The organism is Novosphingobium sp. BL-S-21 (genome assembly GCF_055521655.1).
Map to the genome: position 1 here is coordinate 793,447 of NZ_CM145495.1, position 16,682 is coordinate 810,128.

Annotated in this window: 12 protein-coding genes and 1 pseudogene; 5 read left to right on the forward strand and 8 right to left on the reverse strand. The window is 65.8% G+C overall.

The window, feature by feature from the left end; all coding sequences use genetic code 11:
• Positions 1–52 precede the first annotated feature (52 nt).
• Genes ACZ1J6_RS03055 through ACZ1J6_RS03070 form a run of 4 tightly spaced genes read left to right on the forward strand, consistent with a single transcriptional unit; the run spans position 53 to position 5,533 of the window.
• On the forward strand, positions 53–271 hold the full coding sequence (locus ACZ1J6_RS03055; protein ID WP_431567522.1) for a hypothetical protein: 219 nt from the start codon (positions 53–55) through the stop codon (positions 269–271).
• A gap of 28 nt (positions 272–299) precedes the next feature.
• Positions 300–1,436: a glycoside hydrolase family 88/105 protein gene (locus ACZ1J6_RS03060; RefSeq protein ID WP_431567550.1), complete on the forward strand. Its 1,137-nt coding sequence runs from the start codon at positions 300–302 to the stop codon at positions 1,434–1,436.
• Positions 1,437–1,448: 12 nt separating this feature from the next.
• Positions 1,449–2,285 carry a 5-dehydro-4-deoxy-D-glucuronate isomerase gene (gene kduI, locus ACZ1J6_RS03065; protein WP_431567521.1) on the forward strand — a complete coding sequence of 279 codons (837 nt, stop codon included), beginning with the start codon at positions 1,449–1,451 and terminating at the stop codon, positions 2,283–2,285.
• A gap of 23 nt (positions 2,286–2,308) precedes the next feature.
• Positions 2,309–5,533 carry a glycoside hydrolase family 2 TIM barrel-domain containing protein gene (locus ACZ1J6_RS03070; protein ID WP_465127390.1) on the forward strand — a complete coding sequence of 1,075 codons (3,225 nt, stop codon included), beginning with the start codon at positions 2,309–2,311 and terminating at the stop codon, positions 5,531–5,533.
• A gap of 101 nt (positions 5,534–5,634) precedes the next feature.
• On the opposite strand, the gene ACZ1J6_RS03075 is transcribed toward ACZ1J6_RS03070, so the two are convergent.
• Positions 5,635–6,573, reverse strand: a complete 939-nt coding sequence (locus tag ACZ1J6_RS03075; RefSeq protein WP_431567519.1) for a metallophosphoesterase family protein — start codon at positions 6,571–6,573, stop codon at positions 5,635–5,637.
• An 86-nt stretch (positions 6,574–6,659) separates the two neighbouring features.
• Here ACZ1J6_RS03075 and ACZ1J6_RS03080 point away from each other — a divergent pair, with 86 nt between their 5' ends.
• Positions 6,660–7,052, forward strand: a complete 393-nt coding sequence (locus ACZ1J6_RS03080) for a TonB-dependent receptor domain-containing protein (protein ID WP_465127433.1) — start codon at positions 6,660–6,662, stop codon at positions 7,050–7,052.
• Positions 7,053–7,619: 567 nt separating this feature from the next.
• On the opposite strand, the pseudogene ACZ1J6_RS03085 reads toward ACZ1J6_RS03080, so the two are convergent.
• From ACZ1J6_RS03085 to ACZ1J6_RS03115, 7 genes and pseudogenes are all read right to left on the reverse strand, one after another.
• Positions 7,620–8,249: pseudogene (locus tag ACZ1J6_RS03085) on the reverse strand (TonB-dependent receptor plug domain-containing protein); the annotation flags it as partial.
• Between the two features lie 105 nt (positions 8,250–8,354).
• Positions 8,355–9,311, reverse strand: coding sequence for a FecR family protein (locus ACZ1J6_RS03090; protein WP_431567517.1), 957 nt, complete (start codon positions 9,309–9,311; stop codon positions 8,355–8,357).
• Positions 9,269–9,841, reverse strand: a complete 573-nt coding sequence (locus ACZ1J6_RS03095) for an RNA polymerase sigma factor (RefSeq protein ID WP_132266628.1) — start codon at positions 9,839–9,841, stop codon at positions 9,269–9,271. Before ACZ1J6_RS03095 ends, ACZ1J6_RS03090 begins: the two co-directional genes overlap by 43 nt.
• Positions 9,842–10,017: 176 nt before the next feature.
• On the reverse strand, positions 10,018–12,432 hold the full coding sequence (locus ACZ1J6_RS03100; protein WP_431567516.1) for a glycoside hydrolase family 2 TIM barrel-domain containing protein: 2,415 nt from the start codon (positions 12,430–12,432) through the stop codon (positions 10,018–10,020).
• 192 nt (positions 12,433–12,624) lie between these two features.
• Complete coding sequence (locus ACZ1J6_RS03105) at positions 12,625–13,485, reverse strand: hypothetical protein (protein WP_431567515.1); 861 nt, start codon at positions 13,483–13,485, stop codon at positions 12,625–12,627.
• Positions 13,486–13,661: 176 nt separating this feature from the next.
• Complete coding sequence (locus tag ACZ1J6_RS03110) at positions 13,662–15,062, reverse strand: DUF1254 domain-containing protein (RefSeq protein ID WP_465127391.1); 1,401 nt, start codon at positions 15,060–15,062, stop codon at positions 13,662–13,664.
• The gene (locus ACZ1J6_RS03115) at positions 15,059–16,456 is read right to left on the reverse strand and encodes a DUF1254 domain-containing protein (RefSeq protein ID WP_431567513.1); all 1,398 of its coding nucleotides are present in this window, start codon (positions 16,454–16,456) and stop codon (positions 15,059–15,061) included. The genes ACZ1J6_RS03110 and ACZ1J6_RS03115 overlap by 4 nt, the downstream gene beginning before the upstream one ends.
• Between the last annotated feature and the right edge of the window lie 226 nt (positions 16,457–16,682).

Below are 16,682 nucleotides of genomic sequence, written 5' to 3' on the forward strand. Positions count from 1 at the left end.
CCCGGCCGGGCGCCCGGGCGGATGTCCCGGGCGCTCTCTCTTTCGCGAGAGGATGACCATGCAGCAGGTGCCGCAAACCGTCGTGGAGGAGGGTGCAAGGGCAGGCGTGTCGCAAAGTCGGATACCCTTGCCGGGCCATCGCCGGAATGCCGATCGCCACGTCGTCGGCACCGTTCTGCAATTGACCGGCAGCCATTCCTTGATCTTCATGGCGCCGGATGCGCCATTCTCATCGCCCTTGCGGCGCTTCACCTCATCAGCCCCCGCCTGACCCCGACAGGAGAACTCGCCTCGTGAATATCCGAAACCTGTTCCCCGCTGCACTGATCTGCGCGGCCTTCGCTACGCCCGCCCTTGCGGCGCCGACGGCACAGTCGCCCGTTGCGGCGGCGGTCAAGCTGGCCGACTGGCAGCTGGCCCATCTCGATGACCTGTCGCACATTCCCCGCGCCACGGAGGAGACCCGCAAGACCCGCGGGTGGGAGCAGGCCGTGTTCTGGGTGGGCATGACCGCGCTGGCCGACGCGGGCGCGCCGCCGCGCATTACCGAGGCGGTGCTGGCGATGGGCCGGCGCAACGCCTGGCGCCCGGGCGACAACCTCTATTTCGCCGACGATCAGGCCATCGCGCAAGCCTATGTCTGGGCGGCCGGCCACGGTGCGGGCGCGGCGGCGCTGGCCCCGACGAAGGCGGCGTTCGACACGGTGGTGGACAAGCCAGCGGTCACCACGCTGGCCTTCGCCATCCCGCCCGAAGGCTATGGCGCGACCGAGTGCCTGAAGCGCTGGTGCTGGTGCGACGCGCTGTTCATGGCGCCGCCCGCCTTCGCCGAACTCTCCCGCCAGACCGGCGACGATCGCTACCTGACGTTCGCGATGAAGGAGTTCTGGGCGACGACGGACTTCCTCTACGACCCGGCCGAGCACCTCTACTATCGCGACAGCCGTTTCTTCGAGCGGCGCGACAACGGGCGCAAGGTGTTCTGGGCGCGGGGCAACGGCTGGGTGTTCGGCGGCATGGCGCGGGTGATCCCGCTGCTTGGCGCCGGCAGCGCCGACCGCACCCGGATGGAGGCGCTGTTCAAGGACATGGCAGCCAAGGTGAAGAGCCTGCAGAAGCCGGACGGCTACTGGGCACCCTCGCTCCTCGCGCCGGAAAATTCGCCGCCGGAGACCAGCGGCACGGCGTTCTATACTTACGGCCTTGCCTGGGGAATCCATCAGGGCCTGTTGCCAAGGGCCGAGTATGAACCCGCGGTGCGCAAGGGCTGGGCGGCGCTGGAACGAGCGATCCAGCCGGACGGCCGCCTTGGCTGGGTGCAGCAGGTGGGCGACCGACCCGACCAGGTCCTGCCCAGCGATACCCAGTACTTCGGCGTCGGCGCCTTCCTGCTCGCCGCGACGGCAGTGGCGGAACTCGACCGCAAGCCGCGCTGACGGAGACGATCCTTGTTTGAAAAGACCTATTACGGGGTCCACCCCGACATGATGCAGGGGGCAAGCAACGAAGACCTGCGCGAGCGTCATCTCGTCTCCGGCCTGTTCCGGCCGGGCGAGATCGTGCTGACTTACTCGCACGGTGAGCGTTTCATCATCGGCGGCGCGGTGCCGGGGCGCGAGCCGCTGATGTTGCCATGCCAGAGCGAACCCGAAAGCGCCGCCGGGCACCCCCTGCTGGAACGCCGCGAGCTGGCGGTGGTCAACATCGGGGCGGGCGTGGGGGTGGTCACGGCCGGGCGGCAGCCGTTCTCGCTGGCGAAGCATGAGGCGCTTTACGTGCCGATGGGCACCGATGCGGTCAGTTTCGCGGGCGAGGGCGCGCGTTTCTATCTGCTGAGCGTGCCGGCACACGCTCCGTTCCCCTTGCGCAAGGTGGGCATGGCCGATGCCAATGTGATGCGGCGCGGCAGCCTGGAGAATTCCAACGAGCGCACGATCTACCAGCTGATCCTGCCGCATACCTGCCAGAGCGCGTCGATCTGCCTGGGTCTTACCCGGCTGGAGCCGGGAAGCGTGTGGAACACGATGCCGCCTCACGTCCATGAGCGCCGCTCTGAAATTTATCTCTATTTCGATCTGGATCAGGACGATCGGGTGTTCCACTACATGGGGCGGCCCGAAGACTTGCGCCATATCGTGATGGAGAACGAAGACGTGGTGATCTCTCCGCCTTGGTCCGTCCACATGGGCGCCGGGACGCAAAACTACAGCTTCATCTGGGCGATGGCGGGCGAGAACCTGGATTACGAGGACATGGACGTCCTCGACATCTGCCAGCTGCGATAACGGGAGGGAATCAGGTGTCTCGCATGGGGAAATGGCGCGCGGCGGCGGCCGGAATCGGATTTTTGACGGCCACCATGGCGCAGGCACAGGCGCCGCAAGTGCAGCCGGTGCAGGTCGACCCGTCCCGTCCGGACTGGGAAAATCCGGCGGTCAACGCCATCGGCAAGCTGCCTGCCCGGGCGACCGGATTCCCCTTCGAGAGCCGCGAACGCGCCATTGCCGGTCATCGCACCCATTCGTCCCGGTTCCTGTTGCTGAGCGGGGAGTGGAAATTCGCGCTCTCCCCCAGCGCCGATGCGCTGCCTGCGGGTTTCGAGCAGCCCGGCTATGACGTGTCGAGCTGGAAATCGATCAAGGTTCCTGCCGACTGGCAGGCCGAAGGGTTCGACCAGCCGCGCTACAACAACATCACTTATCCCTTTCCCGCCAATCGGCCGCTGATCCCGCACGCGACCAATCCGGTCGGATCGTACCGCCGCGACGTGGAGGTTCCCGCGGGATGGAGCGGAGAGGACGTGATCCTGCACATCGGGGCGGCGGGATCGGCCTACTCTGTCTGGGTGAACGGCCGGAAGGTCGGCTACTCGGAAGACAGCAAGCTGCCGTCAGAGTTCGATGTGACGGGCTTCGTTCATCCGGGCCGCAATACGGTGGCCATCCAGGTGTTCCGCTGGTCCGACGGATCCTATCTCGAGGATCAGGATTTCTGGCGCGTATCGGGCATCGAGCGGGAAGTGTTCCTGATGGCGGCGCCGAAGACGCGTATCCGCGACTTCTTCGTCCACGCCGGGCTGGACGACAGCTTTGCCACCGGCACGCTGGCGATCGACCTCGCGGTCACCCCCGGCGCCGCCACGAGCGCCCGCTACGTGCTGATGGACGGCGACCGAACGGTTCTGGAAGGGCGGCAGGCGGTCAGCGCCGGGCAGGCCGAGCGCAACGTCACGCTCACTGGCCGCTTGCCCGGCGTGAAGCCGTGGACGGCGGAAACGCCTCATCTCTATTTCCTGCTGGTCGAACTCTACGACGCCAGGGGGCGCATCCTCCAGTCCACTTATGCGCGCGTCGGTTTCCGCGATGTGGCGATCCGGGACGGTCTCGTCACCGTGAACGGCAAGCCGATCACCATCCGCGGCGTCAACCGGCACGAGCACGACCCGGAAACCTTCCACGTCGTCTCGCTGGAATCGATGGAGCGCGATATCCAGCTGATGAAGCGCAACAATATCAATGCGATCCGCACGTCGCACTACCCCAACGATCCGCGCCTCTACGAACTTGCCGACCGCTATGGCCTCTATGTCATGGACGAGGCGAACCTCGAGAGCCATGCCTACATGGACTATGCCAACAAGCATCCGGAACGGCGGGCGGAATTCCAGCTTGGTTTCGATCCGGCGTGGAAGGACGCGCATGTCAGCCGCGCGGTGAACATGGTGGAGCGGGACAAGAACCACCCTTCGGTGATCTTCTGGTCGCTGGGGAACGAGGCGGGCATCGGTCCGAACTTCGCGGCGGCAGCGGCGGCTGTAAAGGCCCGCGATCCGGACCGGCTCATAAGTTACCTGGGCTGGGGCACCTGGGACGGGGTCAGCGACCATCGCCCCAACTGGTACGCGGACATCTACGCGCCGATGTACGATCCGGTGGAGAAGCTGGTCGACTATGCCAGGAACTGGAACTTCAAGCAGCCGATGATCCAGTGCGAATATGGCCACATGATGGGCAATTCGGGCGGCAACCTGAAGGAATACTGGGACACGATCTACGCCTACCCGGAAAAGCTGCAAGGCGGCTTCCTGTGGGACTGGGTGGACCAGTCGATGTACCGCTATACCAAGGACCGGCGCCGATACTGGGGTGACGGCGGAGAATATGGCCCCAATCCGGGCGGCGATATCGAATTCGGCGATGGCTTGCTGCAATCGGATCGGACCCCCAATCCGGCATTGTTCGAAGTGCGCAAGGTCTACGCGCCGATCCAGTTCGACGGGTTCGATCCGGCGACCGGCCGGGTTACCGTGCGCAACCGGCACGATTTCACCGACCTATCCGGCTACACCTTCGATTGGGAACTGCTGGAGAACGGCGTTGCCACGGCGCATGGCACATTGCCGGCACCCAGCGTGGCGGCCCATCACGCCGGTATTCTCACCCTTCCGGTGGAGACCTTTCCGCGCCGCGCCGGGGCGGAGTATTTCGTGACCGTCCGCGCCCATGCAAAAGCGGGCAGCGTGCCGGCGGTCGGGGAGGGGCAGGTGATCGGCTGGGAGCAGTTCGCGCTCGATCCGGGCGCGCGCGTCATGGCCTCAGCCGTGGCGGGGCCGGTGGCGACCTCGGAAAGAGGCGGGGTCATCGAACTCTCGGCGAGCGGCGCCAGTCTGACGGTCGATCGGATCACCGGCCTGGTACGATCCTATGCCCGCAACGGGCAAATGCTGGCCTCGGGCGGCACGCCCAATTTCTGGCGCGCGGTGACCGACAACGACATCGGCATCGGCACTGACCGCCAACTCGCCGTGTGGAAGGCGATGAGCCACGAACGCAAGCTGGTCGGCGTCACGTTGCACGCGCTTGACGAAGGGGCGCGCGAAATTGCCGTGACCTACGAGCTGGGCAAGGCGGACGCTCGTTTCGCGCTTCATTACCGCATGGCGGGGGATGGCACTCTGGCGGTTTCGGGCGAGTTCACGCCGCTCAATACCGACCTCCCGCCGCCTTTCCGCGTGGGCCTGGAGTTCAGCCTGCCGACCGATCTGGATACGGTGGAATGGTACGGACGCGGGCCGCACGAGAGCTATGTGGATCGCAAGACCTCGGCCCCCATCGGTCTCTGGCGCGGCCCTTTGGCGGCGCAGAACCACGATTACATCCGCCCGCAGGAGACCGGTAACAAGGTCGACGTGCGCTGGATCGAGGTATCGGGCGCGGGCAGGGGGCTGAGGGTGGAGGGCGAGATGCCGATCATGGCGAATGCCCTGGCGTTCCCATACGAGGATCTCGACCGGCATGCCCCCGGGACGTGGAAATCCACCGATATCCACCCGCACGATCATGGCACCCTGCTGATCGACGCGGCACAATGGGGCGTGGGCGGCGATACGCAGTGGAGCGAATTCGGCAAGCCCATGCTCCCCTATCGCACCCGCCTGGAACCCATGCGCTTCACGTTCCGGATCAGCACGTTCGACGGCGCCGGAACCGCGCCGGACAGCGCAAAGCCGGCGAACAATGCGGAACATGAATGATGCGAGCGACAGCAGGTGTTGGTTGCAGGGAGGATGGCCCGACAGGGCCGTTCGTCTAGGCGGCCGGTGGCGCTGAGGCTCTGGCCGGGGGCGGGACATCGTCAGATCGGCACGTCTTCGCGATCGGGCGTGACGAAGCCGTAAGTGCGATACCTGCTGGTGAGGCTCTGCCCGTCGATCGTGATCTCGGTATAGCCTTCCGGCGTGCCGAGAAAGGCGCCGCGCCAGTCCGCGCCTGCCACGGCGCCGGTCGACAGGAAGGGCAGCCCGTTCAGGTCGATCTGCTCGTAGACATGGCTATGCCCCTGCAGCACGGCGAGAATGTTGTAGCCGCGCAAGATGCGCAGGACTTCGCGGCCGTTGACCACGAATGTCCAGTTGTGCGGGGTATCGAGCCAGGACTCGGGTTCATAGCACTGCATGGCCGTGACGAGGGGGATGTGCGTCACCACGACGATGCGCTGGCCATGGGGCAGGGCGGCAAGGTCGGCGCGGAGCCATTCGAGCTGTTCCTGATCGACGCGCCCTTCGTAGTTGCGGTCGGCGGTCAGCCCGATGGAATCCAGCACGACGAAGTGAACGCCCTTGTGGTCGAAGGTGTAGTACCGCGGCCCGAAGCGATCGATGTAGAACTGCTTCCCGTAATCGCGCTCGTCCGGCGCCACACCGCTCTTGGGAAAGACGCCAAGGCAATCGTGGTTGCCAAGGACGTGGCGGACCGGCTTGCGCAGATGGGCTTTTTCCGTGCGCTGGTAGAGGTCCATCAGCATCGTGGCGCGCCCGCGGCCGGTTTCCAGGGCGTCCTCGACGTGATCGCCGCCGTGGATGACGAAGTCGCTATCGCTGGCGGAAATCTGCTCGAAACACATCGCGCAGGCCCGGTCTGCTTCCAGTTCCGGGCGGATGTGAGTGTCGCTGAGGAAGGCGAAGCTGAAGCGCTGGCCACTGGAACGGGGCGCGGCAGAAGTCGGGGCGGCGACCAGGTTGATCGGCATCAGGGACGTGCCCAGAGCGACTTTCAGGAGATTGCGGCGGTCCATGCTGGTCCTTTCCGGGATGTGTTCGGGACGTGCCTCGCGCCGGGCGAGCGCACGTCCCGTTCAGGGCTTTTCGGCAGGGGTCAGAAATGCAGGCCGATGGTGGCGAAGACCTGCCGCGGTGCCGCCGGTTGGAGCGTGGTGTAAGTGCCGGCCGGATCCGAGGTCACGAAACCGGCCGTACCGGTAGAGGCGATGTAGCGCTTGTCGAACGCGTCGTCTCCAAGAGCACCGCGAACACGATCACCAGCAGCAAGCCGATCGACGGTTCGATCAAGGCCGAGAACTGGTTCCTGCCCACGGCCGGACTGCTTTACCAACTGGACGACACCAGCGAATTCTTCGCCGACTACACGCGCAACATGGCCGCCTTCGTCGCCTCTGCCTCCAGCGGACCGTTCTCCAGCAGTTCGCAGGCTGGGTTCGACTATATCCGCGCCAACCTGAAGCCGGAGATGACCAACACTTTCGAGGCGGGCTAATTCGAGCTTCTCGTAAGCCAGCAGGTCGCGCCGCACGCCGCCGCCGTTGTAGACGGCATCGTCGGCATTCACGTAAGGCGCTGGAGCCGTGCCGCCGTTCTGGACGATGCGGGCGAGATCCTCGGCCGTCTGGAAGCTCTCGATATTGTCGAAGTTCCAGCCGTACTGCTTGATCTTGGCCAGCGAGAGGTCGTTATAGTCGTCCTCGCGGCGGTCGATCAGGTTGAGAAAGGTGGTCGAGGTTACGGCATCGCCCAGCGGCTGCACGTATTTGGCGTTGAGCTGGTCCTGTTCCTGCTTGCCCCATCCGCGCCATTTGCCCTGCCGGTCATGCGCGTAGGAAATGGCGAGCCGTCCGCCCCATGCAAGGTCGCCGCTGTTCATTCGCACGAAGGAACGCCAGGAGTCCTCGCTGCCGTAGCTCTGCTGCAGGTCGAGCCCGAACTTCGCCGTGGGTTCGATGGAGGTGAAGTCGACCGTGCCGCCGATGTTGCTGGTGGACGCCGTTCCCAGCGCGCCGCTGCCCTGAGACAGCGTGGCGCCGCCGTTGTTCTCGCTGAGAAGCGCGCGGTTGATCGATAGGCCGTTGTTGTTGCGGTACTGCATGTTGCCCAGCGGCACGCCGTCCAGGGTATAGCCCATCTGGTCGGTAATGAAGCCGCGGATCGAAAGCTGCGTGGCGGCCTCGTAAGCTCCGTGCGCGTCCGAGGAATCGAAGTTCACGCCGGGCAGGCGGCCCAGCGAACGCAGCGGGGAGGTGCCGGCCGTCGTCTTCTCCATCGCTGCCACGGACACGGTCTGGACCTGGCGCGATTGCCCCTGTCCCAGGACGACGATGTCCTGGCCGGTGGCACCCGCGTCTGCCACGGTCACAGGTGCGGCATCGCGGGTCTCGGTGGGCGAGACCTTGAGGGAGATCATGCTCGGGGTCTCGCTGGCCACGACCAGCCCCTGCCCGGCGATCAGGCGGCGCAGGGCCTCGGCGCGGGTGAAGCGGCCGCGCAGCGCGGCGACCCGGCGATTGGCTACGGCGTCATAGGGAAACACCAGGTGCACGCCCGCCTGGTTGGCGAAGCGGTTGAGTGCGGTGGCCGTATCCGAGGCCTGGATGTCGAACTGGATCGGTGCCTGCTGCGCCAAGGCGGCAGCCGGCATCGCGGCCGCCACGATGGCGGTCGTCGTCAGATACTTGAACATGGAATTTCCCCGCTGGATGCGATTGTCGGGGCAAGGATGGATGGGGGCGAAAAAACCGCTATCCGGCGGCAGAATTTTTTTCAGCGACCTGGGTCGGGGGGTGAGTCAGGCATGAGTGAGCACGATGCTTCCATCGGCCCCGGCAGTGGCCTTCACGCCGAAAGACGTGCCCAGTGCCTCCAGGAATTCGGTGGGATTGGTGGTGGCGAACGTGCCGCCGATGCGCAGGCGCGAGAGGTCGGGATCGCCGATGACGATCTTGCCGCGCAAGTACCGGTTCATTTCCGCCAGTGCGTAATCGAGGCTTTCGCCGTTCAACACCAGCGTATCGCGGCGCCAGGCGGTGATGCGGGTGAGGTCTGTCTCGCGCTGCCGTACGTTCGCCTGCCCGGCCGTGGCCAGAGCAACGTCGCCGGGCTGGAAGGGGCGGGCTGAATCGTCCAGCGTGCCGCTTCCCGAAAGCACCGCGAGTTCGCAGCTGGAGCCGCGAAGGCGGGCGTTATAGTCGCCCGGCGCCAGATGGAATGTCCCGCCCGGCGTCATCAGGCTGAGCCGCCGGCCCGGATCGAGCTGGATGCCGATCTCTCCGCGCTCCAGCCAGAGCCGGGGTGACTTGCCGTCTTTCCAGTAGATGCTGCTGTCGGTGTTGAGGTTCACCGAGAGGCCCGGCACCTCGGATATCGCGCGGCGCTCTCCGATCCGGGTCTCGGCGCTGTTGCGGGCGGCCGCACGCATGGCGAACCCGCCGCCTGCAAGGGCCATCGCGCCCGCCGCCGCGGCGATGCGCAGCATGCGCCGGCGGGTCGGTTGCTCGTCCGGGGCAGGCGCGGGCGCATCGTCCGGCACCGCTGGCTTGGGATCGCCGGAAATCCGCGCCAGTTCGCTCATGTCCCGCCAGGTGCTCGCCACTTCGGCGAACGCGACGGCATGGCGCAGGTCTGCCGCCCGCCACGCCTCGAACGCGCGCCGGTCAGCCGTTCCGGCGTCGAGCGAAGCCAGCCACCCGGCCGCGATGTCGGTCAGGTCAGCGGCTGGTTCAGAGATTTCGGAACGGTCGGACAAAGTTCCTCCGCTTGGGCGACACGCTCGCGGCGTGCCTTCGTGATAAGGGAAAGCCCCTTAGCGATATGCTTTTCAACGGTCGATAGCGATATGCAAAGTTCTTCGGCGATGCGCGGCGGCGACATCTGCTGGATCTTGCGCATGTGCAGTACCCGCCCGCACTGGGGCGGCAGTTCCTCGATCAGGCGCAGGAGAAGCTGCAGTTCGGACCGTCCGGAGCTGACGGCGAAGGCGTCGGGCGACGGGTCGGCCACGTCCAGCATGTCGAGCGAGGCGAGAAAGTCGATCCGCACCACGTTGGCCCGGCGAAGCCGCTCCAGGGCGAGATTGCGGACCACGGTGAGCACGAAGCCGCGCGGCGAGGCGATGTCCCGGTAGTCGGGCGCGGCGAGCACGCGTGCATAGGCTTCCTGAACCAGGTCGTCCGCCTCGTCCCGGCCGCAGAAGTGTGCGGCTCTGGCGCGATAGGCCGCTGCGTGAGGCAGCACTTCGACCATGAACCACCGGTCGATTTCACGTAGCCAGCTCAAGGCGCACTCCGGATTGCTGGAGGCGCCCTAGGCGGCGGGTCTTACAGTTATGCGTCACCTCAGGCGATTTTCGGTGGCTTTCGCTCCACGCACCTGGATTACGGCTGCTTAGGACTGCGCATGGCGACAGTCCTAAGCAATGCCGAGGGCAGAGCTGTTCGCCTTTATCCCCGTCGTCATTCGGTTGCGGACAGATCGACGGAGCCGCCTTTCAGGCCCTCTGCCGTGGCGGTCACGGTGAAGCGGCCTTGGCCCGCGCCTCGCACCAGAGCGACGGCCAGGCCGCCCTGCGCCGTGCGGTCGGGTGAAGGGAAGGGCGTATGATCGACCGAGGAGCCGTTGTCGGTTGCGATCAGCTGCCCTTTGCCTTTGACCGCGAAATGCAGGCGCTGGGCGGCGGAAGGCACGGTGACGCCGTTCGCATCGACAACCCGCGCGCGAACGTAGACCATGTCGTCAAACGTGGAGCCGACGGTCGGCGTATCCGGCGTCAATGCGATGCGAACCGGCTTGCCTGCTGTCCGCAAACTGTCAGACACGGCCTCGCTGCCGGAATCGCGACAGGTGGCCCGCACTTCGCCCGGCGCATAGCGCACGGCCCAGCGCCGCGGAGAAGCATCGGCATTGATCGGCAGCGTGCCGAGCGAATGGCCATTGAGGAAGGCCTCGACCTGCCGGCAATTGCTGTAGACCTCGATCGTTTCGTCATGCGGCGTGCGATCCTGCGGCGTCCAGTCGTCGAACAGCGCGACTTTGGGCTTGGGTGTCGCGACGGCGATCATGGTGGGCAGGACAGGCTGGTTCGGACCGCCCGCACCATCGGTAGACGGGCCTGCGGCTGCCGGATCGGCATTGCGCACGACATGCACCACCGGCCGGTCGGACCACCAGCTTTCGCGCTCCATGCCGCTGATCTTCTGCCGCCCGGTGCGATCGAGCAGCCCGGCCGGGTTCTGGATATTGGGCCAGCCGGACCGGTTCGCCTCGCCCAGATAGTCCACGCCGGTCCAGAGGAACATGCCGGAGAAGGGCGCGTAGTCCCGCACGGGCACCCAGTTGCTGCGGTTATGGGCGTTTTCGGTGCCGACGATGCTGCGCTTCGGATTCTGCTTGCTGGCCGCGATCAGCTCGTTTTCGCGGTAGTTCTGGCCCACCACATCCAGCATGTCGGCCAGGCCGTTGTCATAGTCCTTCGTCACGTTCGGGCGGAACAGCGCCATCGTTACCGGGCGCGAGGGATCGGCGGCATGGACGATGTCGAGGATACTGCGCAGCGCTGCCTTGGCCTGCACCGGATAGGCGGTGTCATGGATTTCATTGCCGGCGCTCCACAGCACGATGCTGGGGTGGTTGCGATCCCTGCGCACCATGTCCAGCGTATCGCGCTTGTGCCAGTCTCCGAAGAAGAGGTGATAGTCCTCCGGCGTCTTGGCGACGTTCCACTGGTCGAACAGCTCGTCCATCACGATCAGCCCCAGCTCGTCGGCCAGGTCGAGGAATTCGGGGCTGGGCACGTTATGGGCAGTGCGGATCGCGTTGACGCCCTCGGCCTTGAGCGTGGTCAACCGCTGGCGCCACACGGCAAGCGGCACGGCGGCCCCCACCGCGCCGCCGTCATGATGCAGCGCCACGCCTTTCAGCTTGAAGTTGCGGCCGTTCAGCCAGAAGCCGGTTGCGGGATCGAACCGGGCTTCGCGTATGCCGAAGCGGACATCCTCATTGTCCAGCAGCGTGCCGTCAGCGGAGAGCACGCGGACGGCGGCGCGATAGAGCGCGGGATCGTTCGTGTCCCACCGGCGCGGACGGGACAGGGCGATCCGGACCGGCAGGATACTGGTCCGCCCGGCGGCGATGCTGGTGGCCGGAGTGACGGTCCGTGCGACTTCGCGCCCCTCGGGGTCGGTCAGCAGCAGTTCGACCTTCACCCCGGCCGCGGCCGGGCTGTCGTTCTGCACTTCGGCCGTGGCTTCGATCGTTGCCTTGCCATCGTCGATCGCCGCCGCGCGCACATAGAGGCCGCCTTGCGGGATATGCACGTCATCCGTCTCGATCAGGCGGACGTGGCGGTAGATGCCCGATCCGGTGTACCAGCGCGATGAGGGGGCGGCGGACGTGTCGGACCGCGCGGCGATCACGTTGGGTCCATCCGTGCGCAGATGGCGCGTTATGTCATAGCGCTGGCTGACATAACCCATCGGACGATAGCCGACGTGGTGGCCGTTCACCCAGACGCCGCTGCGCTCCATGATGCCGTCGAATTCCATGAAATAGCGTCGTCCGGGCCGGGGCTGCAGATCCAGCGTCCTGCGATACCAGGCGACGCCGCTCGGCAGGAAGCCGTTCTCGCCTGCGGCCTTGGCATTGGGATCGAACGGACCGGCAATGGCCCAGTCATGCGGAACGCTGACGACCCGCCAGGATGAATCGTCCAGCGTGGTCGTTTCCGCGCCTTCCGGATCGGCCTGGATGAAGCGCCAGCCATCGGGGAGTGGGGTGACCGCACGCGGCGCGGCCTGAGCTGCGCCGATCGACGCCAAGGCTGTCGTCAGCGCATAGAATATCGCCCTGCTGCCCGTCTTGCGCACCCGCATGTCCTCTCCTGCCGTGGCTTATTCTCCTTGGCCTAAATGAAATCCCGCTATTTGCAATATGGTTTCATTATGCGGCAATGGAGGGTTTGGCCGTGCCGTTGGAGGAGGAGGGCAGTCGAGGCAGGGTCACGATCAAGGCGATGACGGGCTGCAGGCTGATCGAGATGCCCACGGCATCCCGATACCGGCCGCTCAGGCGGAGGGCTTTGCCGTGGCTTTTCCCAGCAGGTGCAGCAGGGGCATGGAGAGCACGGCGCTCAGGATGAAGAACAGCAGGATAGCGGCAGGTGCGAGCTTCTCGTCAGGGAAGTTCACTGCCGCGATGCCCATGGCGATGCCCGGATGGCGCGCTGCGGCGGCGAGCGAGAGGGCTACCCTGTCCTCCGGCGTGGGTCCGGCCAGGAGGTAGCCCGCCGCCAGTCCGGCCAGGATCATGGCAACGATCGCCACGATCGTCCCGTCGCCGATCACGGCCCAGAGCGCCGGGGCAATGACGAAGAGCAGCACGAGCGCGCAGGCGGCCAGCAGCAGCAAGGCGAAATGGCCGAGTGCGGAGGCGAAAGTGCGGGCACTCTCCCCGAACAGGCGCTGGGCGAGAAGCCCCAGGGCCAGCGGCACGGCGATGAGCATTCCCAGCGTCTTGACGATGCCCGGCACCGACACATGAGTCTCGATCCCGAAGACGTGGCCCGCCAGCGCGATGCCTATCGGCGCGGCGACAAGCGAGGCGAGCGAGGCGCCCACCATCAGTCCCGTGGTGTAGGACGCGGCGCCTCCGGCCTTGATCTGCTTTTTCGGAAGCAGCGGGGGCACCGGCGAGAACGCGAGCGCGATGAGGGCGATTTCCACCGCCGGTTTCAGCTCGAAGGCATAGGCGATGAAGATGGCCACCGCAGGCACCACCACGAACATCGCGATGAACGCCCGCAGTCCCAGCCGCCATTCGCGGAAGAGATAGAACACGTCGGCCGCCCGCGCGCGCAGCGCCAGGGCCAGAACGCTCAGGAAGATGCTGGCCACCAGCGCCAGCTTCAGGGCACTGAGCAGGGTCATTGCTTGCGCAGGAGGATTTTCATCTCTGCCTCATGATCGATCGCGGCCGCGCCGCTGACATCCACGGGATCCGTGCTGGGTGCCGAGAAGAGTGCACAGCGGCCGCGGCGACCGGGTATCGGGAGAACACTCCAGATCGGCGGGATATTTTCCCAAGACATGTGCCGCGCCCGGCGTCACGACGCGGTGATGTCCGGCAGCTTCCAACTGGCGTCGAAATAGGGCTGCAGCGGTGCATAGAGCCGGAAATAGGCGAACCAGGCGCGGCCGGGGGCGGTGGGGATCCAGTTGCTTTCGGGAGCCCCGGTAGGCGGCTCGGGCGCGAAGATCAGGGTGACCGAACCGTCCGGGTCGGCGGCCAGATGGCTGCGCGATCCGATTTCGGCCTTGTCGTATTTCGTGTCGATGAAGCAGCGCGTCTCGATATCGTAGAGCGCGACCGACCACCACTGGCCGGCGGGCACTTCCGGGGGAACGCGCAGCGAATAAGCCTTGCCGCCATCGAACCACTGGCCCTGGGCGTCGCGATAGGCGGAAAGATAGGCCTGGCCCTCGCCCGGGGTATGGGTGGTCATCCCCTCCGACAGGCCCACCGCCTCGTAGAACCACGAGGCGCGCTCATCGAGCTGCGAATAGAACTCGGCCTGCTGGCTCATGCCGACGTTCACCGCGCGGTCCCAATGCCCGGCATAGCGCGCGGTTTCGAAGCGCTTGTCGAACGAATTGGCCATCGCCATCAGCTGGCCGATCTGCGCACCGTCCGTGAGGGCGCGGACCTGATCGGCCGCCGGATGGAAGGGTTTGTCCTTCTCGATGCCCAGCGGCTTGAGCATCGCCATGAACAGCCGGTCTTCCTCCTTCACCGGCTCCACCTGCAGGATTTCGTGCAGACGCTGCCAATAGGCCATGCCGGTAGGCTGGGTGCCGCTCCAGGGCCGGCCATCGGGCGTGACGATGCGGGTCTTGCGCGGGTTTGCGGCCTCGCTCGCCGGATAGACCTGATAGGCGTGCAGGATGCGGTCCGCCTCGGCAGGGTCGGTGGTGAGGATGCGGAAGGCATGGAAAACGTTGAACGTCTGGCTCCGGACGACGAAATCGGCTTCCACGCCGGCAGGCGCTTCCTGCCCCGGACCGAGCAGGAGGTAGCGGCCGCCCTTGCCCTTGTCGGGGCCGGTCAGGCCGAAATCGCTGCTGGAATGCTCCCAGAAATCGCCGGCGCCGCCCGCCGTTTCCCCGGCCGGAAAGCCCACGATCAAGGGACCGGTCTTCGCGGTATCGGCAAAGCCCAGGACATAGGGCGTGGTGGCGTTGGCCGTGATGAGCCCGAGCTTGTCGCGCACCGAGACATATTGGACGACATCGCCGTCCCTCGCGCCGAACACGGTCTCATGCTGGTTCTGCCACTGGGCATAGCTGACGATCGGCAGCGCCCAGAGATAGCATTGGCAGGCGCGCTGGAAATCGCGCTGGGCATAGAGCGTGTCGATCGCCGCCTGGTCCGGCAATCCCTGGCGGTCGAGCGAGAGCGCGCCGATGCGGGTTTCCGTGGCGGTGTAGCCGTCCGGCATCTTGCTCATCGTCCGGATACCTTTTCGATGTCGGGCAGCACCCAAGTCTTTTCGAAGAACCGCTTTTGCGGGCCATAGACACGGAACAGCACTTCGAAGCCGCGGCCGGGCCGGGTGGGGACCCAGTTGGCCTCCTTGCCTGCGGGCGCCTCGGGGCCGAAGAACAGGGTGACCGATCCGTCGGCATTGCTGCCGATGCCGTGGCTGCTCGATGCGCGGCTGGCGCGCGGAACGCCCTGGATGAGCGCATGGGTCTCACGGTCGTAGGCGGTGGCCGACCAGTAGAGATCGACCGGGGCGTCTGCCGGTACTCGCAGTGTGTAATGCGCCTCGCCGTCCAGCGGCTCGCCATCCCGGTCGCGGATCGCCATGAGATAGAACTGCCCGGCGCCGAGATGCTTGGCGCTGAAATAGGCCATCGAATACGTCACGCCCCGGCCGTCGACCGGATAGGAATCGGGATCGGCGAAAAAGCTGGGCATGCCCTCCACGACTTCCTTCAGCGCCGGCAGGGACCATCGCCCGCCGGTGTAGAAAGGCGGATCGAACGCGGCCTCGTAAAGCCCGTCCAGGCAGGCGAGCGCCTCGTCGGCGGCTTTGTCGAGCAGGTCGGCGGTGTCGGCGTCCGGCGCGAAGGCGGCGCCCTTGGCAATGCCCAGCGAGCGGAGCGGATCGATCATCGCCTTGTCGCGCGTGAGCCAGGGTTCCCGATCCACTATGCGGGCAAGCGAATGGAAGAACCGGGCGTCATAGGGGATCGTGGCATCGAAGGGGATGCCCGCCAGGTCGACGAACCGGGTCTCCGGCGGGTTTCCTGCGTCTGCCAGCGGATAGAAGCGGATGCGCCGCCCATAGGCAACGGCCCCGGCGACATCCGCCTCGCCGCTGCTCTTGACGTTAGAGCGAAGTATGGCGAAGCCCTGATAGGTATCCGAACGGAGCGCGATATAGCCTTCGGGCACGGTGCCTTCATGATCCGGCGGCAGGATCAGGTATTGGCCGCCCTCGCCCTTGTCGAACCCCGCCGGGCCGACATCCTCGATCGCATTCTGCCAGCAATCGTCCACGCTGCCGGTGATCGAACCGCCTTCCGCCGGCGGAATTTCCAGCACCATCGGCCCATCCCGCGTGTCGTAGAAGGGGTTGAGGTAGATCGTGTCGGGGTTCGGCGTCAGGGTCTGGTTTTTGTCATCGAGCAGTCTGGACCAATAGGCCACCTTGTTCGCCGCGCCGCCTGCCGCGATGAAGGCCTGGAGCATCAGGTCGAAATTCACCGCGGGCATGCCCCAGATGACCGCCTCGACCGCGCGGCGATAGACGGTTCGCCGGGCGATCTCCTTCGGCGAATAGGCCGCGGCCGTCTCGCCGAGAGCCTTGCGCGACGCGACATTGTTTTCTGACATGCCTGCGCTCCATTGGAAAACGCCAGCCTATTGGGAACGGTTCGGCATTGTATCCGGGAAGACCCATGCAAATTCCGGCGGTATCCGGGGCCTGGCCCTGATCTTCGCGGAACTTCGCGGTCACGCAGTGGGGCGAGGACAGGGAGGCGGCTCATCGGTTTCGATGCCGATAACCATTTTTCTCTAAATTCGTCCTTTGCCTGCAATCTTTACCTTGTACATCAAA

Excerpts from the sequence above, each read along its gene's own strand:
- ACZ1J6_RS03080 (WP_465127433.1), top strand. The coding sequence starts at position 6,660 with ATGCAGGCCGATGGTGGCGAAGACCTGCCGCGGTGCCGCCGGTTGGAG.
- ACZ1J6_RS03070 (WP_465127390.1), top strand. The coding sequence starts at position 2,309 with ATGGGGAAATGGCGCGCGGCGGCGGCCGGAATCGGATTTTTGACGGCC.
- ACZ1J6_RS03055 (WP_431567522.1), top strand. The coding sequence starts at position 53 with ATGACCATGCAGCAGGTGCCGCAAACCGTCGTGGAGGAGGGTGCAAGG.
- ACZ1J6_RS03115 (WP_431567513.1), bottom strand. The coding sequence starts at position 16,456 with ATGTCAGAAAACAATGTCGCGTCGCGCAAGGCTCTCGGCGAGACGGCC.
- ACZ1J6_RS03100 (WP_431567516.1), bottom strand. The coding sequence starts at position 12,432 with ATGCGGGTGCGCAAGACGGGCAGCAGGGCGATATTCTATGCGCTGACG.
- ACZ1J6_RS03105 (WP_431567515.1), bottom strand. The coding sequence starts at position 13,485 with ATGACCCTGCTCAGTGCCCTGAAGCTGGCGCTGGTGGCCAGCATCTTC.
- ACZ1J6_RS03075 (WP_431567519.1), bottom strand. The coding sequence starts at position 6,573 with ATGGACCGCCGCAATCTCCTGAAAGTCGCTCTGGGCACGTCCCTGATG.
- ACZ1J6_RS03110 (WP_465127391.1), bottom strand. The coding sequence starts at position 15,062 with ATGAGCAAGATGCCGGACGGCTACACCGCCACGGAAACCCGCATCGGC.